This is a genomic window from Arthrobacter sulfonylureivorans (assembly GCF_022637435.1).
Taxonomy (GTDB): Bacteria; Actinomycetota; Actinomycetes; order Actinomycetales; family Micrococcaceae; genus Crystallibacter; species Crystallibacter sulfonylureivorans.
Map to the genome: position 1 here is coordinate 2,788,086 of NZ_CP093326.1, position 21,124 is coordinate 2,809,209.

Genomic DNA, 21,124 nt, shown 5'->3' on the forward strand with positions numbered 1-21,124 from the left:
TGGTGCTGGACCGATCGCGGCTCAACCACGGCTTGGCCCGTCCCCGGCGGCGGCCCGCAGGGCCTTGTATTTCCGCCACGCCGCCCGCATATAACCGAACCAGGCGAGGACATGGCCGGCGCACCCCGCAGCCAGGATGATGTAAGCCACTGCCAAAAGCCAGTCGTGGCCAAAGCCTTCAACCCTGTGGAGCAGCAGCAGTGGAGTCCCCACCAGGAGCAACGCGGTGCGGATCTTGCCGATGTTCGTGACGGGAAGATCCGGGCTGCCATGGAAAAGGATCAGCGAGAACACCAGCAGGATGGCATCCGGAATGATGATGGACAGCAACAGCCACCACGGTGCAATGCCTGCAGCAACGAAGGTGATGGCCACGATGATGAGCGCCAACCGGTCGGCGACCGGGTCCAGCCATTTTCCGACGGAGGACACCTGGTTGAAGCGCCGCGCGATATAGCCGTCAACCCAGTCCGTGGAGCCCAGCACCACCAGTGTGATGGTGGCAGCACCGTATGCCTCGCGGGCGATGTACCAGACGAACAGGGGCACCGCCAGGAAGCGCAGTACCGTGATGAGGTTCGGGATGGTCCAGAACGTGTGCAGTTCACGGTACTCGAAGTCGCGCCGCGTCCCGGCACCGATAATCCTCAACGCTGTCCCTCCCCTCAGCCGTCGTTCCACGCTTGGCAGCCGGCTACGCTGCAGCCGGCTGCCATGCCGCTGTGCGGCATCACTGCATTCGTTATTTGTGCAGCAACCGCCGGAGCATGACGCCCAGCGCCGTCAGCGAGACTGCCAGCGCGGCCAGCGGCTTCCAGCGCTCCTTCAACTCCGGGGCGGCCTCGCCGACCGAGTCCGCACCGGCCACCAGCCGCTCGGTGGCGGCATCTGCTGCATGCTTCGCGCGGGCCTTGGCCTGCTCCGCCCGGGGACGGGGGTCGACCCGGCGGCCGAGATCGTCCCTGAGGGTCGCCAGATGGTCGCGGCGTTCGGACGTGCGGGCACGGAGTTCCTCCAGCGTCGGAGCCGGCGGCTTGGGTTCCTCCCGCTCCGCCTTCTCCGGCTTGGCCTCCTTCTCCGGCTTCTCCTCCAACGTCGCCGGATCGAAGCTGCTGCCCTCACGCAGCACACCGACGTCGTACCTGACGCCACGGATGGCTTCGGCCGGCAGGAGGGGCATGGTCCTCTTCATCGCCGAGTATCCGATCAGTGCCAGAATGCTTCCCGCGACCAGGAACACCGCCGCCACGATCAGCGCCGCCAGCCACGCAGGCATGACGAGCGCCAGCCCCATGATCGCCGCCACCAAGATGGAGATGGCCATGGAGACCATGAACACCACGGCCACCAGGAGGATCCCGGCGGCAACGCCGACCTTGACGCCCTTGCCTTTGAGTTCGAGCAGGGCCAGCGAGAATTCGTCCTGGAGCTGGCGGGGTGTCAGTTGGCCTGCAAGCCGTGCCAGTTCCACCGTCGACATCTTCGCACCGGTTGCGGTGCTCCTAGGGCCTTCCGGACCGGTCATGGGCTCTGCCTCCATCATTGTCGGTAGTGCGCGAGTGTCCACACCATCAAATTATCATTCTGCCCCAGCTCAGCTCCTCAGTCGTAGGGAGGACATTCATAGAAGTGCCGTGGGACAAAAAATATGAGTAAACGCTTACGTTCGTTTGCCGCGCCCTCTAGGCTGGCAGGCAGTCCGTGTCCGCACCCCGCCGGGAGATCAACCTATGAGCAAGGTCCTGCAGTTTCCGAAGAGATTCCTTTGGGGCGCGGCAACGGCGGCGTATCAGGTTGAAGGCGCGTCGGACCAGGACGGCCGTACCGATTCAATCTGGGATGCCTTCTGCAGAATGCCCGGAGCCGTAGTCGGTGGCCAGACCGGCGGGACAGCATGCGACCACTACCACCGGTACCGCGAGGACGTTGCCCTGATGTCCTCGCTGAATCTGGGCGCCTACCGGTTCTCCACCTCATGGCCGCGGATCAAGCCGGACGACGCAGCGGTGAATCCGGCCGGTCTGGATTTTTATTCGAGGCTCGTGAATGAACTGTGCGCCGCGGGCATCAAGCCCTGGCTCACCCTCTACCACTGGGACCTGCCGCAGGCACTGCAGGAACAGGGCGGGTGGGCCAACCGGGACACGGCCTACCGCTTCGCGGAGTATGCGCTAATCGTCCATGAGGCACTCGGGGACCGGGTGCGGGTCTGGACCACGCTCAATGAGCCGTGGTGCTCGGCTTTCCTGGGCTACGGTTCAGGAGTCCATGCACCTGGCATACAGTCCCAGCCCCAGGCTCTGGCCGCCATGCACCACCTGCTCCTCGGTCACGGCCTGGTGGTCGACGAACTGCGCCGCCGCGATCCGGACGCAAAGCTCGGCCTGACACTGAACTTCACGGTGGCGGATCCCCTGGACCCGGACGACGAGTTCGACGTCGATGCCGCCCGCCGCATCGACGGGCAGTTCAACCGCGCTTTCCTCGACCCGATCTTCCACGGGTCGTATCCGCCCGATTTTCTGGCGGATGTGGAGAAGTACGGGCTGGACGCCAAGATCCGGGACGGAGACCTGGACCTGATCCGGAGCCGGATCCACACACTGGGGGTCAACTACTACCACGGTGAAGCGGTGACCGGCCATCCGCGTGAGGATGCCGAAAACGCCCATGCCGCCCCGGTGGAGCGCCCGGTAGCGCCGGCCTTTCCCGCAGCCGACCATGTCAGTTCTGTTTCCCGCGGCCTTCCGACGACGGCGATGGGTTGGGAAGTCCAACCCGAGGGTCTGTACCGGCTGCTCCTGCGACTGCAGGACGAATACAGCGGACCGGCCGGGACCGCGCTCTACATCACGGAGAACGGCGCGGCCTTCGATGACGAGGTCGCCGGCGACGGCGCAGTCCACGACCCGCAGCGACTCGAGTTCCTGCGCGCCCACATCATTCAATGCCATCGCGCGATCCAAGCCGGCGTGGATCTTCAGGGCTACTTCGGCTGGTCCCTGATGGATAACTTCGAGTGGGCCTGGGGCTACGACAAACGCTTCGGGCTAACCCGGGTGGACTACAACACCTTGGAGCGGACGGTCAAGGACAGCGGGCGCTGGTATGCGCAGGTCGCGGCCAGCAACCAAATACATACCGCGCCATAAAAAAGATCCCGCAACCGGTCAACGGTGCGGGATCTTTTTCCTTGAGCTCCCCCGACTGGACTCGAACCAGTAACCCTTCGATTAACAGTCGAATGCTCTGCCAATTGAGCTACGGGGGAATGAAGCGAATAAAACTCTAGCAGTACGCCGACACAGAGAGAAATCGAAACCTGATCCCTCGGCACGGCAGGCGGGCCGTGCCCCACAGGACCCGCCGAGGAGGCCGGCAGATGATCACAGGGCTGGGCCAGAAGGCAACGAATCCCCGCCTTCGGCTGAAGACGGGGATTCGGCGTATCCGCTCCCCCGACTGGACTCGAACCAGTAACCCTTCGATTAACAGTCGAATGCTCTGCCAATTGAGCTACGGGGGAAAGCAGTCATCCGCGATCGGCGGTTTGACCTCAAACAGCATACTCAATGCAGCCCGGAACTTGCCAATCGTGGGCAGCCGAGAAGGCGACTTGTGGCACGCCTAACACCGCTGGCCCTAGCCGCCGGCCTGCCGCCCCGTTCCTATTCCGAGCGGAGCGCCCGGCGCTGCATCTCCAGTTCCATGAGTTCTCGGTTGATCCGCTGGAAGTCCGCGGGATCTGCGGATGGATCCATCCGCTGCAATTGGCCCAGCTTGTCGGCCTTCAGGTGGGTGATCTGCAGGTCCTGCAGCCGGTTGAGGATCCCCCGGCAATACAGCCGCAGGCCGTCGTCGTTCTGTGCCGGCAGCGGCGTGACAGCCAGCTCGGAGACGAAGCTGCGCAGTTCCTCCGGCACCTCTTGGCGGATGGTCTCCACCCACTGCGACGGGGTGGCACCGGACACGCCGGCCGCCCGCACGGCGCCGTGAACGGCCACGTGCATGGGTGCCAGGAAGCGGGCCTGCATGAACTGTTCCCATTGGTTCGCATCGAGGAGGCCGGGTTGCTGGATGGCCACCTCCAGCGCTTGATGTTCCAGCCGGACGACGGGGTCCCGCAGGTCAGGTCTCGGGTAGGCCGGTGCAGGTGCGGGAACCTGGCCGGATTCCGGCCCGTAGGAAGGATCGCCGCCGTGATGGCCGCCGTCGCTGTAGGAGTGTTGCGCTGCCTGGCCATAGGGCGCCCCGGCACGGCCGTTCGGTTGCTGCCGGGAAGGAGCGGGCGTGCCCCATCCCCCCTCCCGGTCTGACGGTCGGTTGTTGCCCTGCCAGTCCCGTCCCGGAGATTGCTGCACGCTGCGGTTCGATTCCTGCCCGCGGCCCTGTGGGTCCCGCTCGCGGCCTGTCTTCCCGGCGGCCCCGGAGTGACCACGTTTGACGGCACCGGCCACCGCCCGGGCGACATCATCAACGTCCATGCCCAGCCAGCCGGCAAGCTCACGCGAGTAGCCCGGCCGCATCGCCGGGTCCTTGATGTCGGCAACCACCGGCGCGGCGGCCCGCAGCGCCGAGACCCGTCCCTCGACGGTCTCCAGGTTGAACTTCTTCAGCGTGGCCTTGATGGCGAACTCGAACAACGGGCGGCGGGAACTGATCAGTTCGCGCACCGCGCCTTCGCCGTGGCTGAGGCGCAGGTCGCAGGGGTCCGCGCCGTTGGGCTCCACCGCAACATAGGTCTGGGCGACAAAGCGCTGGTCTTCTTCGAAAGCCCGCAGCGCGGCCTTCTGGCCGGCCTCGTCACCGTCGAAGGTGAAGATCACTTCGCCGCCGGTCCCATCATCGGACAGCAGGCGCCTGGCGATCTTGATGTGCTCAGTTCCGAAGGAGGTACCGCACGTCGCCACGGCCGTCTGGATTCGGGAGAGGTGGCAAGCCATCACATCCGTGTATCCCTCCACGACCACCAGCTGGCGGCTGCGGGCGATGTCCCGCTTGGCCAGGTCAATCCCGTAGAGGACCTGCGACTTCTTGTAGAGCGCCGTCTCCGGGGTGTTCAAGTACTTGGGTCCCTGATCGTCCTCGTACAGCTTGCGGGCACCAAAGCCAATGGTCGCACCGGTCAGATCGCGGATGGGCCAGATCAGCCGGCCGCGGAAACGGTCGTAGATCCGGCTGTTCCTGCCATCGGATCCATCCCCGCCGGAGAACATGCCGGTCAGGCGCAGTTCGTCCTGGGTGAAGCCGCGGCCGGTCAGGTGCTTGAGCAGACCGTCCCAGCCCTGCGGGGCGTAGCCCACGGCAAAATGCTCCGCAGCTGCCTGGTCGAAGCCGCGCCCGGACAGGAACTCCCGCGCCGCGGCAGCGCCCGGGGTCTGCAATTGCTCCCGGAAGAACTCAGCGGCAACTTTATGCGCATCCAGCAGCCGCTGCCGCTTGCCGACGTCTTCCCGGCGCGGGCCGGTGCCACCGTCTTCGTACCGCAGCGTGAAGTTGATCCGGTGAGCGAGCTTCTCCACGGTCTCGGAGAACGTGGTGTGGTCCATCTTCTGCAGGAACGAAATGACGTCCCCGCCTTCGCCGCAGCCGAAGCAATGGTAGGTCCCCACCTGCGGACGGACATGGAACGACGGCGAACGCTCGTCGTGGAAGGGGCACAGGCCCTTGAAGGAGCCGATGCCCGCCGACTTCAGCGTGACGTAGCCGTCGACGACTTCCTTGATGTCGGTACGCTGGCGGACTTCATCGATGTCTTCACGTTTAATCAGTCCGGCCATAGTCCTATGTTATGCAGCAGCGCCAAATCGACGGCTCCTCCCCCCGCAGGCTGGTGACGGCGGAGCTCCGGCGAGCCCCTGTGGAGGACGGCTCGGGAGTGCGCAGCATCAGAGCAGCGTCCGGTGGGCCCCCATCAGGCGTTCGTGCAGCGCCAGCGCGGATACATCCGTGAGCGAGGCGATCTGATCGATCACCACGCGCAGGCGGGCGCCGTCGTCGTCGGCATCCCGCCAATCGGAGGCAAAGGGCTCTTCCAAATGCTTCTCCCCGGTAGCGTGGAGCTCGCTGACCAGATCGTGCAGGATTTCCTGCTGGTGCTCGTAGACCGGCTGGCGCAGCTCCGTGGTCATCACGAACGTGGTGGCCAGCCCCTTCATCACCGCGATCTCGGTGGCGGTCCCCTGCGGCACCACCAGCTCAGCCTCGTAGCGCGTCAACTGCTGCGGGCCGTAGATGGAGCGGGTGGCCTCCATCGCGCTGGAGCAGAAACGGCCGATCAACTGGCTGGTCATGTCCTTCAGCGCGGCCATCGCCTTGCGGCTGCCGTCCGCCTCGCGCACCCAGACACCGGATTGCTCCAGCCGGGTGAGGGCGTCGCCCACTTCCTGCGCGTCGCTGGTGGGAAGATACCACTGCTGGGTATAGCCGATCACCCGGCTGCGGGTGTCAGCGCTGTCCAGCCACTTGAGCTGGAGACGCCCGGCCACGATGGCGTCTTCGACGTCGTGCACCGAGTAGGAGATGTCGTCGGCCAGATCCATCACCTGGGCTTCCAGGCAGGAGCGGCGCTCGGCGGCTCCTTGGCGCAGCCAGTTGAAGACGGGAAGGTCGTCCTCGTAGGCGCCGAATTTGCTGGTCCGTTTGCCGTGGATGACCGGCGCGTCGTCCGCAGACCACGGGTACTTGCAGGCCGCGTCCAGACTGGCCCGGGTCAGGTTCAGGCCGGCCGGAGAGCCGTCCGGGCGCAGGATCTTCGGCTCCAGCCGGGTGAGCAGCCGAAGCGTTTGTGCGTTGCCCTCGAATCCGCCGATGGCATGCGCGGCCGCGTTGAGCGCGGTCTCCCCGTTGTGGCCAAACGGAGGATGACCAAGGTCGTGGGAGAGGCAGGCCGCGTCCACCACGTCCGGGTCGCAGCCCAGCGTGCGGCCCAGTTCACGGCCCACCTGCGCCACCTCCAGGCTGTGGGTCAGCCGGGTCCGGACAAAATCGTCCGTGTCCGGGGACACCACCTGCGTCTTGGCGCCCAGGCGGCGCAGCGCCGACGAGTGAAGTACCCGGGCACGGTCCCGTTCGAACTGCGTGCGGTAGGTACTCTTCGGTTCCTCCGCGTACCAGCGTTCCTGGTCGAAGTCCGTGTATCCCGGCGTAGGTGGCGCCGGGTGGCCGGTACGTGCCTCAGCCACCGGAGACATCCAGCTCGGCCGCGGCGATCATCGCCTTGTGGTCCGCGTTCAGTTCCCGGCTGGAGAGCCAGCCGTCCGGCAGCGCCGGGCGCTTGGGCGAACCGGCGCGGCCCCGGGGCCCCTCGGCATCTGCCCCCGGGTAGGGCGCATCGGCGTCCAGCTCGGCCAGCAGCTCGCGGAGCACCTCGAGCGTGGGCACCTGGGCCAGCGCGGCCCGCAGTTCGCCGCCCACCGAGTACCCCTTGAAGTACCAGGCCACATGCTTGCGGATATCCCGCAGCGCCTTTCCTTCGTCCTCGAAATAATCCACCAGCAGCTCGGCGTGCCGGTAAAAACTGTCCGCAACATCCTTCAGCCCCGGGCGGAAACGATTGTCCGTGCCCTCGAAGGCCGCCTGCAGATCGCCGAACAGCCAGGGACGGCCCTGGCAGCCACGGCCCACGACGACGCCGTCCACCCCGGTCTGCTTTACCATCCGCACCGCGTCCTCGGCGCTCCAGATGTCTCCGTTGCCCAGCACCGGGACGTCCGGCAGCGCCTCGCGCAGTTCGGCAATGGCGTTCCAGTCCGCTTGGCCTGAATAGAACTGGCTGGCCGTGCGGCCGTGCAGAGCGACGGCGGCCACGCCGGCGTCGCGGGCGATCTTCCCGGCCTCGATAAAGGTGAGGTGGTCGTCGTCGATCCCCTTGCGCATCTTGATGGTCAACGGCACGTTGCCCTTGGCGGCCTCGCGCGTAGCGGCCTGGATGATCGCGGTGAACAGCTCGGTTTTCCACGGGAGCGCGGAACCGCCGCCGCGCCGGGTGACTTTGGGCACCGGGCAGCCAAAGTTCAAATCGATGTGGTCGGCGCGGTCTTCCTGCACCAGCAGCCGGACGGCGGCACCCACCGTCTTGGGATCCACACCGTACAGCTGGACGGAGCGCACGTCCTCATCCTCGTCATGCGAGATGATCCGCATCGACTCGCGGTTGCGTTCGACGAGCGCTCGGGAGGTGACCATTTCCGCCACGTAGAGGCCGCCGCCGTACTCGCGGCAGAGCCGGCGGAACGCCTTGTTGGTAATGCCGGCCATCGGAGCCAGGACTACGGGGGTGTCGACGGTGATCGGCCCGAGTTTGAGCGGCGGGAGCTCAAGCTTGGCGGCCGATTCGGATGCAGCGGTAAGTGTCACCCGTCCATTCTCTCAAAACCGGGCAAATCCGCGTTACCGGCCCTACGCCTGTGGACCACCGCAGGGGCGATAAGGGCCCGGGCGCCGGCAGAGAGCCGGCGTCCCCAGGGTCTAAGCGCGCAGCAGCCCGCCGAGGGCGCTTTCGGAAAAGTGCTCCAGCAGGTCCTGCGGGTTCCGGTACACCTCGGCGGCGCCTGCCTGTGTCAGGACGTCCGCCGAGGTTCCGCCGCACTCGAGGCCGATGCACGGAATCCCGAGGTCTCCCGCCGCTTGGATATCCCAGACGGCGTCGCCAACAAAAACGGTGTCTTCGGCCCGCAGCCCGGCCGCGTCCAGCGCGGCTTGCAGGATGTCCGGCGCAGGTTTGCTGTTATCAGCGTCCGCCGAGCTGGTGGCGGCGGTGATCGATCCGTCGGCGTCGATCACCCGGCGCAGCACCGCCAGTTCGGCTTCCTCGGCAGAGGATGCCAGCACGACGGCGAGGCCCTCCGCGGCCGCGCGGTCCACCACTTCCCGGGCTCCGTCAAAGCGGCGCAGCGCCGGCCAGTAGGTGGAGAAGACGGCCCGGTGGGCGGCCTTGATCTGCTCGTCCCCGGACCGGTCGCGGCCGTCGTCGAGCAATTCCTCGATGAGCCGGCCTCCGCCCATCCCGACACAGCGGTGGATGGCAGCCATCGGAACGTCGACACCTGCCTGCCGGAAGGCCTGCCACCACGCCAGCACGTGCACGTAGTTCGAGTCCACCAGCGTCCCGTCGACGTCGAACAGCACACCCTTCATGACCGCTCCCTTGGCCCGGCTGTCAGTCGCTGACGATGGAGGTTGCCGGGCCCAGCTGTCGGGCGTGGCCGGAGTCCAGCAGCGGCTGCAGCACGGCCAGCACGGCGGTCATCGAATCGTCCACCTCCAGCTGCACCGGATACTGGGCCACCAGCATCGCCAGCAGCGCACGCACGGCCGCCTCGGCTTCTTCGGCCGGCAGCGCGGTGTCGTAGCCCAGCAGCACGTCCGCCGGCGCGTCGGTGCGCTCGTGCGTGTAGCTGACGGCGAAGGCCTGGATGGTGCCGCCCTCGGCCTTCGGCGCGCTGCGGAGCACCACCGCGCCGCCGGCTCCCGCGGACTCGCTGAGCAGCATCTGCTGCGCCCGGCCCACGGTCATGTCCGCCCGGTCCCACACGTGGACCGAGTTGTAGAAGTCCGCCACCGCGCGGGTCAGCTCCACCGACCCGGTGGCCGCCTCCTCCAACTGCGGGCCGGTCTCGCCCAGGGCCGGCAGCGGGAGCGCCCCGGGCGAAACCTGCACCACGCGTGAGCTCTGGATCTGGGTCAGGCCGGCGGCCCGGGCAAACGCGGCACCGGACGTGTCCGGCTCCACCTTGGCCCGGAGCTTCCGCACGCCCGACGGCGCCTGCTCGGCTTCGGCGCGGAGCCTCGCCAGCAGGTCGCTGGCAACGCCGGCGCCGCGGTGCCCACGGGCAACTTCGACGTAGACCCACAACCGGTCCGGATGCAGGCTGGTCTCGTAGACCGCGCCCGCGGCAACCGCTATCCCCTGGTCCTCCGCGACGATGCACCGCGACCAGGGCTGGTCGGCGGACGGCCGGAGCATGGCACGAAAATGGCCGGCCTGGCCGGTTTCCGGATCGCCCCAGATTTCCAGCAGGGCCAGGTCATCGTCCTCGCGCCAGTCGCGGTAGGTCAGCTGGGCCATGGTTCTCCTTCAACGGGTGCGCTGCCCTGAAACGGGCGGTTCCTGGGGCGGTAGCGGATGTTTGAGCGGGCCTTGGGCTTAGGCGCCGATCAGACGGGCCGCCAGATAGCCTTCGACCTTGTCCAGCGAGACGCGCTCCTGGGCCATCGAGTCGCGTTCCCGGATGGTCACCGCCTGGTCCTCGAGGGTGTCGAAGTCCACGGTGATGCAGAACGGGGTGCCGATCTCGTCCTGGCGGCGGTAGCGGCGGCCGATGGCGCCGGCGTCGTCGAAGTCGATGTTCCAGTTCTTGCGCAGCGCCGCACCCAGTTCCTTGGCCTTGGGCGAGAGGTCCTCGTTGCGGGACAGCGGCAGCACCGCGGCCTTAACCGGGGCCAACCGCGGATCCAGCCGCAGCACCGTGCGCTTGTCCACACCCCCCTTGGCGTTCGGCGCCTCGTCCTCGGTGTAGGCGTCCACCAGGAACGCCATGAAGGACCTTGTCAGGCCCGCGGCCGGCTCGATCACGTACGGGGTGTAACGCTCGTTGGTGGCCTGGTTGAAGTAACTCAGGTCGGTGCCGGAGTGCTTGGTATGGGTGGACAGGTCGAAGTCCGTCCGGTTGGCGATGCCTTCCAGTTCGCCCCATTCCGAGCCCTGGAAACCGAAGCGGTATTCGACGTCGGTGGTGCCCTTGGAGTAGTGGCTCAGCTTTTCCAGCGGGTGCTCGAAGAGACGCAAGTTGTCCCGGTTGATGCCCAGGTCCACATACCACTGCAACCGGGCGTCGATCCAGTACTGGTGCCATTCTTCGTCCGTGCCCGGCTCCACGAAGAACTCCATCTCCATCTGCTCGAATTCACGGGTGCGGAAGATGAAGTTGCCCGGGGTGATCTCGTTGCGGAAGCTCTTGCCGATCTGGCCGATGCCGAACGGCGGCTTCTTCCGCGAGGTGGTCAGGACGTTGTTGAAGTTCACGAAGATGCCCTGCGCGGTCTCGGGTCGCAGGTAGTGCATGCCTTCCTCGTGGGCCACCGGGCCCAGGAAGGTCTTGAGCAGGCCGGAAAATTCCTGCGGTTCGGTCCATTCGCCCTTGGTGCCACAGTTGACGCAGGCGATGTCCTTGAGGCCGTTTTCCGGCGCCCGGCCCTTCTTCTCCTCGTATTCTTCCTCGAGGTGGTCGGCACGGTAGCGCTTGTGGCAGTTGAGGCATTCCACCAGCGGGTCGGAAAAGACGTCCACGTGGCCCGATGCTTCCCAAACCTGGCGCGGCAGGATCACCGAGGAATCCAGCCCGACCACATCGTCGCGGCCGCGCACCATGGTCTGCCACCACTGGCGCTTGATGTTTTCCTTCAGCTCGACGCCGAGCGGCCCGTAGTCCCATGCGGAGCGGGATCCACCGTAAATCTCACCAGCCTGGAAAACGAAGCCGCGGCGCTTGGCCAGCGAGATGATCGAATCGAGGACTGATTTGGCTGCTGCCATGAGGTGGTTCTCCGTATCTCTCCAGGGCCGCTGGGTGCGGTCTGAGGCTTGTCATGGCACAGATCCGTCCGGCGGTTCCGGGTACGGATCGGCGCATAGCGAAGCTACAACGTTAGCCTACCGAAAACGCTGCCCCGAACCCGAATGGGGCAACCGCGACCGCGGCGGTGCCCTTAGCGGTTCCTGAACGGATGCCGTTGCCACGGCAAGGTGCCGAGCACAGCGGCCAGGAGGGTCAGCAGCGTACCCAGCACCGTCGCCGTCGTAATCACGGTGCCCGGCGCCGGAACCGTCAGATCCAGCAGCAGTGAACCCAGGATCTGCCCGGAAATCATGCCCAGGCCGGTCTGGAGCACGCCCAGCGCACGAACCAGCACCGCGGCCACCGCGATGAAAGCACAGCCGATGGGTCCGCCCAGGTAATACCACCACTCGGCCGGCAGCGGATTGCCCACGCCGGCAACGGCCACTTTGATGCCCCATGCCGCCCAGAGCAGCGCACCGCCCACCACGAAGTTGATCAGCGTGGCGGGCCACGGCGATCCGTAGTGCATGGTCTGCACCCCGTTCAGGGCCTGTTGGAAACTTTGCAGGAAACCCGCGGCCAGGGGCAGCAATACCGGCAGCAGCCAGGCGCCGGCCGGGCCGCCGAGGATGAGCTTGGGCGACACGGCCCAGGCCACCGCCAGCACAGTGAGCACGGCGCTGATGACGCGGATGCCGGTGACCGGGCTCCGTCCGCCCGGGCCCCAGCCCAGCCGGTCCACCAGCAGACCCGACACGGTTTGCCCGGTCACGGCCGCGACCGTGAACAGTGCGATGCCGATCAGGGCAACGGTTTCGGCCTGGCTCAGGACCAGGAAGGCGCCGCTGCAGCCGGCCAGCACGTACCAGCGCGGGAACTTCCGATCCCGCAGCGCCGGAACCACGCGGCGCAGTCCGCGGCGGGCCGTCGGCAGCAGCAGGCATAGCACCGCCAGCAGCACCAGGCCGGTGCTGAAACTGACGACGGCGGCCGCCAGCCCGTCCTCGAGCCGCGCACCGAGGGCACCGTTGATCCTGCCTTGGATCGGCATGCAGACGCCTGCCGCGACGGCCAACGGCAGGCCAACGGCCAGCGGCAGACGATGGTGGGTGGGCACACCATCTACCTTAGGGCCGGGGCGCGGCCCCTGTGCCGGAGGGCTCCGCCGCAGGGCTCCGCAGCCCCGCCCTCCGGTGCGGCGCCGGCACGGTGGCCAGCAGCAACGCGGCCATGGCTAGCAACGTGCCCAGCACGGTGGCGGCAGCCAGCTGGGTTCCGGGCACGGGGAACCACGCATCCAGGGCGAGCGATCCGAGCAGTTGTCCGGCGATCATCCCGATTCCGGCCAGCAGCACGCCGAGCGAGCGCACCAGGATGTTGGCAAAGATGACGAACATGCAGCCCATCGGACCGGCCAGGTAGTACCACCATTCCGACGGCAGCGGATTACCTGTGCCCGCCACCGCCGCCTTCACCAGCCATGCCATCCAGAGCGCGAGGCTTCCCGCGGCGAAATTGATCAGCGTCGCCGTCAGCGGGGTGCCGTAATGCACGGTGGCCGTTCCGTTCATCGCCTGCTGGAAGCTGCGCAGGAAGCCGGCGGCCAAGGGCAGCAGCACCAGCAACAGCCAGAGACCGCCGGCATCGACCGAGAACTTCGGCGACGCCGCCCAAGCGACCGCCACCAACGTGAGCGCCGCGCTGGCGATCCGCCGTGCGGTGATCGCCTTCCGTCCCGCCGGCCCCAGCCCCATCCGGTCCACCAGCAGGCCGCTGAGCGAGGTGCCGGCGACGGTGGCCACGATGAACAGCGCGATGCCGATCTGCGAGACGGTCAGGCCTTGGGACAACACCATGAAGGCGCCGAGGCACCCTGCCAGCAGGTACCAGCGCGGAAACCGCCGTTCGCGCAGGGCAGGGGCAATACGGCGAATTCCGGCGCGGCCGCCGGGCAGCACCAGGGTTACCACCACCATCACCGCCAGTCCCACACTGAAACTGACGACGGCGGCCGCCAGTCCGTCGTCGAGCTCCGCTCCGAGCGCGCCGGTGATCCGACCCTGCACGGGGATGGCCAGGCCGGTGCCGACAGCCAGCGGCAGGCTCAGGATCAGCGGAAGCGGCGAGGTACTGGACACACTGGACACCTTATGCCGGGCGGGGTCAGGCATGATGGAGGCATGGCTTCCGACGAAATGCATGACGTGCCGATCCGCGACGAAATGATCCGGCTGGGCCAGCTGCTCAAGCTGGCCAACCTGGCCGAGGACGGGATCCAGGCCAAGGAATTCGTCGAGAACGGGCTGGTGAAGGTGAACGGTGAGATCGAGACCCGCCGGGGACGCCAGCTGCACGCCGGGGACACGGTCAGCTGCAACGGCGAAACGGTGCGCGTCAGCCGCGGCTAGCCGCCCTGACGCCGTGGACCCTACCGGACGTTCAGCACCTTGTAGGTCAGGAATTCCTTCACGTGCGACAACTCCTGGGCATTGATGCCGTGGCCGATGCCGGAATAGAGAACCTTGGTCAGGTCTACGTGCTCGTTCGCCCACTCATGGGTGAATTCGATCTTGTCGGCGGTGATGACCGGGTCCTCCTGGTCGCGGCCCCAGAAGACCGGCGGCTTGATGGCCTTGACTGCATCATCGCGGAAGAACCCGTTGCCATCGGCGGGCACGGCGAATCCGGAGAGCCCGACGACGGCGGCGATCTCCTCCGGCCGGTGGCGCAGCACCGACGTGGCCACCGCCATGCCCATCGAGAAGCCCAGCACCGAAACGCTGCTGTGCTGGCCCTTGACGCTGTCCAGCCAGGTCACTACATCGCTGACCGCCTTGGTCACCTTGTCCACGGAAAAGTCCGGCTCGTGCATCAGCGGGAACCAGGTGAAGCCCGGCCCCATCGCCACCGGCGCGCGGACAGCCGCCACGGTGAATTCCTCCGGCAGGCCGGGCACCAGCCCCATGAGGTCCTGCTCGTGGGATCCGTAGCCATGGAAGAGCACCAGCAGCGGTGTGCCCGCCCGTTCCTGCTCGGGCTTGGACCAGGCAACCACGGGCTGATAAGTAGTTTCAGTCATGCCGTCCATGATCGCACAGAACCATCATTACTTGAAAGTTTGAGTTTCTCCGAGTCTCGGCCGCCGTCGTACCCGTAGAGGTCCGACGGCTACGCCGTCTTGCCGCTCCGCCCGATGTGGGCCGTCAATTCGGCAACGAACCGTTCGGGGTATTCCAGATGCGGCGAATGCCCGCAGTTTTCCAGCAGGACCTCGGTGAAGCGCCCGCCGTTTGCCGCATACTTTTCCAGCACCGCCCGGATCTGCGAGACCATCGGCTGCAGCGGGGCCGCCTCCTCCCCCGGCCAGCCCGGCAGCACGCCGGCCTTGCCCAGGCAATTCAGGTCAAAGAACGAAGCATCGGAGACGATTGCGTCGCTATCGCCGTGGATCCACAGAATGTCCGGTTTCTCCGGCAGATCCACCAGGGCGCTGGTATTGAAGACTCCCGGCGCCATCGTGTTGAGCACGCCCCGGCGCCCTGGAGCAAAGCCCGGCCAGTTCTGCGACGGCACGGAATCCCCGGGATAGTTGTCGGGGCCGGTCTTGGTGCTGAGCATCGACTCAACCCAGATGTGCTCATGCGGGGACTCGAAACCGGCATGCACGTAGGTGGAGCGGTAGACCGACAGCGGTGAGGCGGGTGTGTCGTCGCTCGTGTCGGCCGCCTCCAGCCGCGCCACGAAATCCGGGTTGGCGCCCCCGCCGCCGGTTCCGGCGTCATCCTCGGTCAGCCGCCGCCCTTCCGGACCTGCCGTCCCGCCGAAGCCGTACGGCGAGACCGGCGCCTGCAGTGCCAGGCTCAGGACCGGGTGTTCCAGCGCGTACTGCATCGCCACACCCCCGCCCATGCTCCAGCCGACCACGTGCGCGGGGGCCAGCTGCAGAGCTTCGAGCAACCCGTGGAGGTCATCGGCAAAGTCACGCAGCCCGCGGCTGGCGTCCACCGGGGCGGTGTCCGTCTGGCCGAATCCCCGCAGGTCCGGCGCCAGCACGCGGTACTCCTGCGGCAGCGCCTGCATGGTCTCCTGCCAGAACAGCGAGGAGGAGACATTCCCGTGCACCAGGACCACCGGAATGCCGTCCGGCCGGTCGCCGGCGCGCTCCAAAACATTCATGGTCAGCCGCGTGGTCGGCACCCGCCGCGCAGTGATTCCCGCCAGCAATTCCATCTCAGCTCCTCGAGATCAAGTCAGCCGGGATGGCCGCTTCAGCTCACACACTAGCCAAAGATCCCGCCGCAGACCATGCTTTCCTGAAAGATGATTCAGGTCTTGTCTGGGGGCAGATCTGTGCATCCGCCGCGGCTTGTTGGGAAGATGTACCTGTGAGTAACTTGACCCGTCCCGAAGCACAGTCCCACGCTGCCGCCGCCGGCCACCCCTGGAGCCGCTTTGTGGCCATTGGTGATTCCTTCACCGAAGGAATCGGGGACCCAGACCCCGAGAGTCCCGGCGGCCACCGCGGCTGGGCCGATCGTGTGGCCGAGGAACTGGCCCGCGGCCACGAGGACTTTGCTTACGCCAACCTGGCCATCCGCGGCAGGCTGCTGCAGCAAATCATCGACGAACAGATCGAACCGGCCCTGGCCCTGCAGCCCGACCTGATCTCCATCTGCGCCGGCGGCAATGACGTGATCCGCCCCCGCGCCGACCCGGATGCGCTGGCGGAGAAGATCGATCGGGCCGTCACCCGTTTAGCTGCCTCCGGCGCGACCATCGTGCTGTTCACCGCGCCCGACTTCGGCGGAACGCCGCTGATCGGCAGTGTGCGAGGTAAGGCCGCCATCTACAACGAGAACTTGCGCACAGTGGCCGCCCGCCACGACGCAGTTGTTGCCGACATGTGGGCGCTGCGGCAGCTGAAAGCGCCACAGATGTGGGCGCCGGACAGGCTGCATTTCTCACCGCTCGGACACCACACCATTGCCGCCATGGTGCTGGACTCGCTCAACGTCGAGCATTCGCTGCAGCCCGAGGCACCCAAACCGCTGCCGCCCAAGCGCTGGCGCACCGCGCGCACCGAGGACCTGGTGTGGGCGCGCCAGCATCTGGCCCCCTGGGTTCTGCGCCGGCTCCGGCACCAGTCCTCCGGCGACGGGATCCTGCCCAAGCGACCGGCTGCCGGCCCGTTCTTCGGCCCGGGAATGCCTCCCGGCACGGCCGGGTAACGGAGCCGGCCATGCAGCAGCCGGGTCCCCAGGACATCCGCCGCCACCGTTTGCGGGCACAGCGGCTCTGGGACCATCCCGCGGACGACGCCGATGCAGCCTTGCGCTGGCTCCTCGCCTTCCAGTCGCAGGAATATGCTTACGCCCGCTGGTCGCTGGCGCAACGGACCGGCGGCCCGGCCCGGGACAACGCGGCGGACGTCGACGCGGCGATCGCCGCCGGAACCATCCTGCGCACGCACATCCTGCGACCCACCTGGCACTTTGTGCACCGCGACGATCTGCGCTGGCTGATGCTGCTCTGCGAACCCCGACTCAAGGCCGGTAACAAGGGCCGGGACCGGCAACTGGGGCTGGATGCGGCGACGGTGGCGCGCAGCAATGACGTGCTGGCCGCGGCGGTCACTGACGGCCGGCACCGCACCCGGGACGAACTCGCTTCCCGGCTCACCGAAGCGGGGCTGCTTGAGGACGACGGGGTGAAGCTGAACGGTGCGCCGCTGCGCGGCCAGCGGCTGGGGCATCTGGTGTTCCACGCCGAGATGGACCGGATCCTGGTCAGCGGAATGCCTCGGTCCGCGGAATCCGGCGCCGTGCAGCAAACGTATGCGTCCTTCGACGAACGCGTACCACTGCTGACGGCAGACTATGACCGGGACGCGGCACTGGGGCGGCTCACCGCGCGGTACTTCGCCAGCCGCGGGCCGGCCTCGGTGAAGGACTGCTCCGACTGGTCCAAGCTGCCGCAGGCCGACATCAGGCGCGGACTGGAAGCCGGCGGGCAGGAAGGCCTGGAGCTGACCGAAGCCGATGACGTGCAACTCTGGTTCTCAACCGCGGCCGGGACCAACGACGGAACGTCCCCGGCAGAGAACGAGCCGCCCCGCGCCGACCTGATCCAGTGCTACGACGAATACGTCATGGGATACACCAAAACCCGCGGCTATTTGGGCGGGTCGGCCCCTGCGGCGCTGAGCAGCACGGTGCCGCAACATGTGCTGCTGCTGGACGGGAAGATGGCCGGCAACTGGAAACACGTGCTCAAGCCCGGCTCCGCCGAGCTGCGGCTCAGGCCGCTGCGCGCGTTCAGCGCCGCCGAGCGGCACGCGGTAGACGGCGCCGTGGAACGATACGCGGTGTTCCTGCGCCGGCCCCTCACGCTGGAACTGGCCTGAACCGCCGTCGTCACGCGCCGGTGGCGCTGCGGAAGCGGAGGGTCAGCAACTGGAACGGCCGCAGTTCGAACCTGACCGAGCGCTCCGCCGGCAGCTCCAGCCGGACACCGTCCACGTCGCGCTCCAACAGGTCCGTGGCGGATACGACTGCGAAGCCGAAGCCGACGCTGATCGCGGCCTTCGCCCGGCCGCCGAAGGCCTCGTAGCAGCGCAGGATCACGTCGCCGCTTCGGTCCTCCGCCAGCTTGACGGCCTCGACGACCACTGCCGGATTGTCCACGCTGAACAGCGGTTCCACCGGGCCGGACCCCACACCGTGGACGAGGCCCGGAGGCAGATTGAGCCGGTAGCCGGCCCGCACCGCCTCCGGAATGCCGGCGCCAATCACCAACGACGTCCGGAACGTGTGCTCGCCTTGGTCGGCCTGCGGATCAGGGTACAGCGGCGCCCGCAGCAGCGACTGCCGCACCACGGTGGCGGGCATGGCGGTCGGATCGGTCCGTCGGATGTCGTGCCCGTAGGTGCAGTCATTGGCGACGGCGACGCCGAAGCCGGGCTCGCCCACATGCACCCAGCGGTGGGCGCAGGTTTCGAACCGCGCGGCGTCCCAGGACGTATTGCTGTGCGTGGGCCGGAAGACATGGCCGAACTGGATCTCCGATGCCGCCCGGTCTGTGTGGAGGTCCAGTGGGAAGGCCAGCTTCAGCAGTTTCTGCCGCTCGTGCCAGTCGACCGTCGTCTCGACCTCCAGCGATCGGGAGCCGGCGGCCAGCCAAACCGTCTGCGCAACCTGCGAGGCGCCGAACCGGCGGCTGACGCGGAGCCCGGCGCATGGAACCGGAGCCGGCGTCGTGCCGAAAGGAGCCTGATCGGAGCCCTCCTCATTCGGAAGGGCGTCGGCCGAGCGCACGGCGCTGGAAAACGCCTCGATGGCATCGACCGCCCGCAGCTCCTGGCAATCAAACTTGTAGTGCTCCTCCAGATCCCAGGCATCCCACCTGGTCGGCGTGTCGCGGAAAAGCTGCAGCAGATTAGCTTGCATGCCGGCGGGAATGACCTCCCGTCCGGTGTCCAGGTCCACCAGTGAGGAGATCAGGCCCTCGGAATCGATCACCACCCGGAGCAGGTCGTTGGCCAGCAGCCAGCCGTCGCCGCTGGGTTCAATGCCGACGCTTAACGCTGCGCCCGGGGCGGATTGTTGCGCGGCACTCACGACGCTCAACGCGGGCACCCCGTCCACCGGATACGGGCCGGCATTGGCCACGGCGCTGCCGGCACCCCGGCCGAGCAGCGCACGCAGCGACCCGTCGATCGTGCCCGCCAGTTCCGCCGCCAGCCTGGCGTAGTTGGCCTCCGCCTCGCGGTGTACCCAGGCGATCGACGATCCGGGCAGGATGTCGTGGAACTGCTGCAGCAGCACGGTCTGCCACGCCCGCTCCAGCGCATCATAGGGGTAGGGTGCGGCACCGCGCACCGCCGCCGTCGCGGCCCAGAGCTCGGCCTCGCGCAGCAGATGCTCGCTGCGCCGGTTGCCCCGTTTGGTGCGCGCCTGCGACGTGTAGGTGCCCCGGTGGTATTCCAGATACAGCTCCCCCGACCACACCGGCGGCCGGTCATATTCTTCCTCGGCGGCGCGGAAGAACCGCTGTGGACTGGAGAGCTGCACCCGCGGCGAGCCTTCCAGATCGGCTGTGCGATGCGCGGCGGCGAGCATCTCGCGCGTCGGTCCGCCGCCGCCGTCGCCGTAGCCGAAGGGCAGCAGCGAGGTGTTGGCGGCTCCCTTCTCCGCGAAGCGCCGTTCGGCCCGGGCCAGTTCGGCCGCGGTCAGCTCGGCGTTGTAGGTATCCGCCGGCGGGAAGTGGGTGAAAATCCGGGTGCCATCGATTCCCTCCCAGCAAAAGGTGTGGTGGGGAAAGGTATTGGTCTCGTTCCAGGAGAGTTTCTGGGTCAGGAACCAGCGTGCTCCGGCGGCGCGGGCAATCTGCGGCATCGCGGCGGAGTAGCCGAAGGAGTCCGGGAGCCAGACCTCCTGCGGATCGACGCCGAACTCGGTCCGGAAGAACTTCTTCCCGGCAATGAACTGGCGGGCCAGCGCCTCTCCGCCGGGCAGGTTCGTGTCCGCTTCGACCCACATCCCGCCGGCCGGGACAAAACGGCCGGCCCTGACCTGGTCCGCCACCCGCGCGAACAGGTCCGGGTACGCCTCTTTCAGCCAGGCATACTGCTGCGCGGAGGAGGCGGTGAAGACGAACTCCGGGTCCGACTCCAGCAGCGCCAGGACGTTCGCGAAGGTCCGGGCAATCTTGCGCTTGGTTTCCCGGACGGGCCAGAGCCAGGCGCTGTCGATGTGCGCGTGGCCGACCGCGTGGATCCGGTGCGCGCTGCCGGCTGCCGGGGCGGCGAGCGCGGGCTCCAGGGCGGCCCGGCCGGCCGCTGCGGTGCCGGCGATGTCCACGGGATCCAGCGCGTTGAGTGCGTGCTCCAGCGCGCGCAGGATCTGGGCGCGGCGCGGCTGCCCCGGGTCGAGCTGGAGCATGAGTTGCTCCAGCACCGTGAAGTCCTGCAGCAGTTCCCAGGCCGCGACGTCTTGCAGCGCGATGTCGGCTCGGCGGAAGGTGTAGCACGGGTTCCGCCCGGTGGTGGCGGGGTCTCCGAACGGGGTGGGCTGAAAAGTGAAGTTCTCGAGCAGATCCGGGTTGGCCGCCGCCTCCAGATATAGCTCGACGGCGGCGCCCGGCCGTGCGTCCAGCGGCACGTAGGCGTTGCGCGGCTCGATGGCCTTGATGATCCCGCCCTGCGGGGTGTAGACCAGCCCTTCTGCCTGGAAGCCCGGGATGCCGGGAGTGAACCCCGGGTCCAGCAGCAGCTCCGGCCGGTGCCCTCCGTCCACTGTCCATTCCGCCGGGATCTGCCCGGTGAGCCGAAACCAACTGGTGGACCAGGCCGGCCCCCATGTACTGCCCGCCGCGAACTCGGTGAAGTCGGCCGCCACCGCCTCCCGGAACGGGACAGGTTCGCCGGGAACATGCCAGGCCTGGAGCCGAACCGGAACCGCCGCCGGGTAGACCGCCGGGTGCAGCCGTTCGAGAATGAACCGGCGGATCCGCGCCTCGACGTGGGCCCCGTCGTCGTGCATGGCACCGTCCTTTCTGCCAGAGCG

17 protein-coding genes and 2 tRNA genes are annotated in these 21,124 nt (G+C 67.4%); 4 read left to right on the top strand and 15 right to left on the bottom strand.

The window, feature by feature from the left end:
* Nucleotides 1–21: 21 nt before the first annotated feature.
* Entirely contained in the window at nt 22–651 is a 630-nt protein-coding gene (locus MNQ99_RS12925) for a CDP-alcohol phosphatidyltransferase family protein (protein ID WP_241913210.1), read from the bottom strand.
* Between the two features lie 91 nt (nt 652–742).
* Nucleotides 743–1,525, bottom strand: a complete 783-nt coding sequence (locus tag MNQ99_RS12930; RefSeq protein ID WP_241913211.1) for a phage holin family protein — start codon at nt 1,523–1,525, stop codon at nt 743–745.
* Nucleotides 1,526–1,730: 205 nt separating this feature from the next.
* Here MNQ99_RS12930 and MNQ99_RS12935 point away from each other — a divergent pair, with 205 nt between their 5' ends.
* Nucleotides 1,731–3,152, top strand: a complete 1,422-nt coding sequence (locus MNQ99_RS12935; protein ID WP_241913212.1) for a GH1 family beta-glucosidase — start codon at nt 1,731–1,733, stop codon at nt 3,150–3,152.
* Nucleotides 3,153–3,198: 46 nt separating this feature from the next.
* Here MNQ99_RS12935 and MNQ99_RS12940 read toward each other — a convergent pair.
* The 10 genes from MNQ99_RS12940 to MNQ99_RS12985 form a co-directional block, all read right to left on the bottom strand.
* Nucleotides 3,199–3,271: transfer RNA gene (locus MNQ99_RS12940), tRNA-Asn, on the bottom strand.
* A gap of 182 nt (nt 3,272–3,453) precedes the next feature.
* Nucleotides 3,454–3,526 (bottom strand) — tRNA-Asn (locus tag MNQ99_RS12945).
* A gap of 142 nt (nt 3,527–3,668) precedes the next feature.
* Complete coding sequence (dnaG, locus tag MNQ99_RS12950) at nt 3,669–5,780, bottom strand: DNA primase (protein ID WP_241913213.1); 2,112 nt, start codon at nt 5,778–5,780, stop codon at nt 3,669–3,671.
* A 108-nt stretch (nt 5,781–5,888) separates the two neighbouring features.
* A complete protein-coding gene (locus MNQ99_RS12955) occupies nt 5,889–7,193 on the bottom strand; it encodes a deoxyguanosinetriphosphate triphosphohydrolase (RefSeq protein ID WP_241913214.1) in 1,305 nt (434 codons plus the stop codon).
* The gene (dusB, locus tag MNQ99_RS12960) at nt 7,177–8,358 is read right to left on the bottom strand and encodes a tRNA dihydrouridine synthase DusB (protein WP_127511788.1); all 1,182 of its coding nucleotides are present in this window, start codon (nt 8,356–8,358) and stop codon (nt 7,177–7,179) included. Before dusB ends, MNQ99_RS12955 begins: the two co-directional genes overlap by 17 nt.
* Nucleotides 8,359–8,469: 111 nt before the next feature.
* Nucleotides 8,470–9,138 (bottom strand): HAD family hydrolase, encoded by a 669-nt coding sequence (locus MNQ99_RS12965; RefSeq protein WP_241913215.1) that lies wholly within the window; start codon nt 9,136–9,138, stop codon nt 8,470–8,472.
* A gap of 22 nt (nt 9,139–9,160) precedes the next feature.
* Nucleotides 9,161–10,069, bottom strand: coding sequence for a GNAT family N-acetyltransferase (locus MNQ99_RS12970; RefSeq protein ID WP_127511790.1), 909 nt, complete (start codon nt 10,067–10,069; stop codon nt 9,161–9,163).
* Nucleotides 10,070–10,147: 78 nt separating this feature from the next.
* Nucleotides 10,148–11,536, bottom strand: coding sequence for a glycine--tRNA ligase (locus MNQ99_RS12975; protein WP_127511791.1), 1,389 nt, complete (start codon nt 11,534–11,536; stop codon nt 10,148–10,150).
* Nucleotides 11,537–11,709: 173 nt separating this feature from the next.
* Nucleotides 11,710–12,678, bottom strand: a complete 969-nt coding sequence (locus MNQ99_RS12980) for a DMT family transporter (RefSeq protein ID WP_241913216.1) — start codon at nt 12,676–12,678, stop codon at nt 11,710–11,712.
* A 10-nt stretch (nt 12,679–12,688) separates the two neighbouring features.
* A complete protein-coding gene (locus MNQ99_RS12985) occupies nt 12,689–13,708 on the bottom strand; it encodes a DMT family transporter (RefSeq protein WP_422387536.1) in 1,020 nt (339 codons plus the stop codon).
* Between the two features lie 33 nt (nt 13,709–13,741).
* Here MNQ99_RS12985 and MNQ99_RS12990 point away from each other — a divergent pair, with 33 nt between their 5' ends.
* Entirely contained in the window at nt 13,742–13,969 is a 228-nt protein-coding gene (locus MNQ99_RS12990; protein ID WP_127511794.1) for an RNA-binding S4 domain-containing protein, read from the top strand.
* A gap of 20 nt (nt 13,970–13,989) precedes the next feature.
* Here MNQ99_RS12990 and MNQ99_RS12995 read toward each other — a convergent pair whose 3' ends face one another.
* Together MNQ99_RS12995 and MNQ99_RS13000 are read right to left on the bottom strand one after the other, a co-directional pair.
* The gene (locus MNQ99_RS12995; RefSeq protein ID WP_241913218.1) at nt 13,990–14,640 is read right to left on the bottom strand and encodes an alpha/beta hydrolase; all 651 of its coding nucleotides are present in this window, start codon (nt 14,638–14,640) and stop codon (nt 13,990–13,992) included.
* An 89-nt stretch (nt 14,641–14,729) separates the two neighbouring features.
* Nucleotides 14,730–15,791, bottom strand: a complete 1,062-nt coding sequence (locus MNQ99_RS13000; protein ID WP_241913219.1) for an alpha/beta fold hydrolase — start codon at nt 15,789–15,791, stop codon at nt 14,730–14,732.
* Nucleotides 15,792–15,946: 155 nt separating this feature from the next.
* Between MNQ99_RS13000 and MNQ99_RS13005 the strand changes: the two genes are divergently transcribed.
* The gene (locus tag MNQ99_RS13005; RefSeq protein WP_241913220.1) at nt 15,947–16,789 is read left to right on the top strand and encodes an SGNH/GDSL hydrolase family protein; all 843 of its coding nucleotides are present in this window, start codon (nt 15,947–15,949) and stop codon (nt 16,787–16,789) included.
* 11 nt (nt 16,790–16,800) lie between these two features.
* Nucleotides 16,801–17,964: a winged helix DNA-binding domain-containing protein gene (locus MNQ99_RS13010; protein WP_241913221.1), complete on the top strand. Its 1,164-nt coding sequence runs from the start codon at nt 16,801–16,803 to the stop codon at nt 17,962–17,964.
* Nucleotides 17,965–17,974: 10 nt separating this feature from the next.
* On the opposite strand, the gene MNQ99_RS13015 is transcribed toward MNQ99_RS13010, so the two are convergent.
* Nucleotides 17,975–21,100, bottom strand: a complete 3,126-nt coding sequence (locus MNQ99_RS13015) for an alpha-mannosidase (RefSeq protein WP_241913222.1) — start codon at nt 21,098–21,100, stop codon at nt 17,975–17,977.
* Between the last annotated feature and the right edge of the window lie 24 nt (nt 21,101–21,124).

Coding starts and splice junctions, on each gene's coding strand:
- MNQ99_RS12930 (WP_241913211.1), bottom strand. CDS start 1,525: ATGACCGGTCCGGAAGGCCCTAGGAGCACCGCAACCGGTGCGAAGATG.
- MNQ99_RS12935 (WP_241913212.1), top strand. CDS start 1,731: ATGAGCAAGGTCCTGCAGTTTCCGAAGAGATTCCTTTGGGGCGCGGCA.
- dnaG (WP_241913213.1), bottom strand. CDS start 5,780: ATGGCCGGACTGATTAAACGTGAAGACATCGATGAAGTCCGCCAGCGT.
- MNQ99_RS12955 (WP_241913214.1), bottom strand. CDS start 7,193: ATGTCTCCGGTGGCTGAGGCACGTACCGGCCACCCGGCGCCACCTACG.
- MNQ99_RS12965 (WP_241913215.1), bottom strand. CDS start 9,138: ATGAAGGGTGTGCTGTTCGACGTCGACGGGACGCTGGTGGACTCGAAC.
- MNQ99_RS12970 (WP_127511790.1), bottom strand. CDS start 10,069: ATGGCCCAGCTGACCTACCGCGACTGGCGCGAGGACGATGACCTGGCC.
- MNQ99_RS12975 (WP_127511791.1), bottom strand. CDS start 11,536: ATGGCAGCAGCCAAATCAGTCCTCGATTCGATCATCTCGCTGGCCAAG.
- MNQ99_RS12990 (WP_127511794.1), top strand. CDS start 13,742: ATGGCTTCCGACGAAATGCATGACGTGCCGATCCGCGACGAAATGATC.
- MNQ99_RS12995 (WP_241913218.1), bottom strand. CDS start 14,640: ATGACTGAAACTACTTATCAGCCCGTGGTTGCCTGGTCCAAGCCCGAG.
- MNQ99_RS13000 (WP_241913219.1), bottom strand. CDS start 15,791: ATGGAATTGCTGGCGGGAATCACTGCGCGGCGGGTGCCGACCACGCGG.
- MNQ99_RS13010 (WP_241913221.1), top strand. CDS start 16,801: ATGCAGCAGCCGGGTCCCCAGGACATCCGCCGCCACCGTTTGCGGGCA.
- MNQ99_RS13015 (WP_241913222.1), bottom strand. CDS start 21,100: ATGCACGACGACGGGGCCCACGTCGAGGCGCGGATCCGCCGGTTCATT.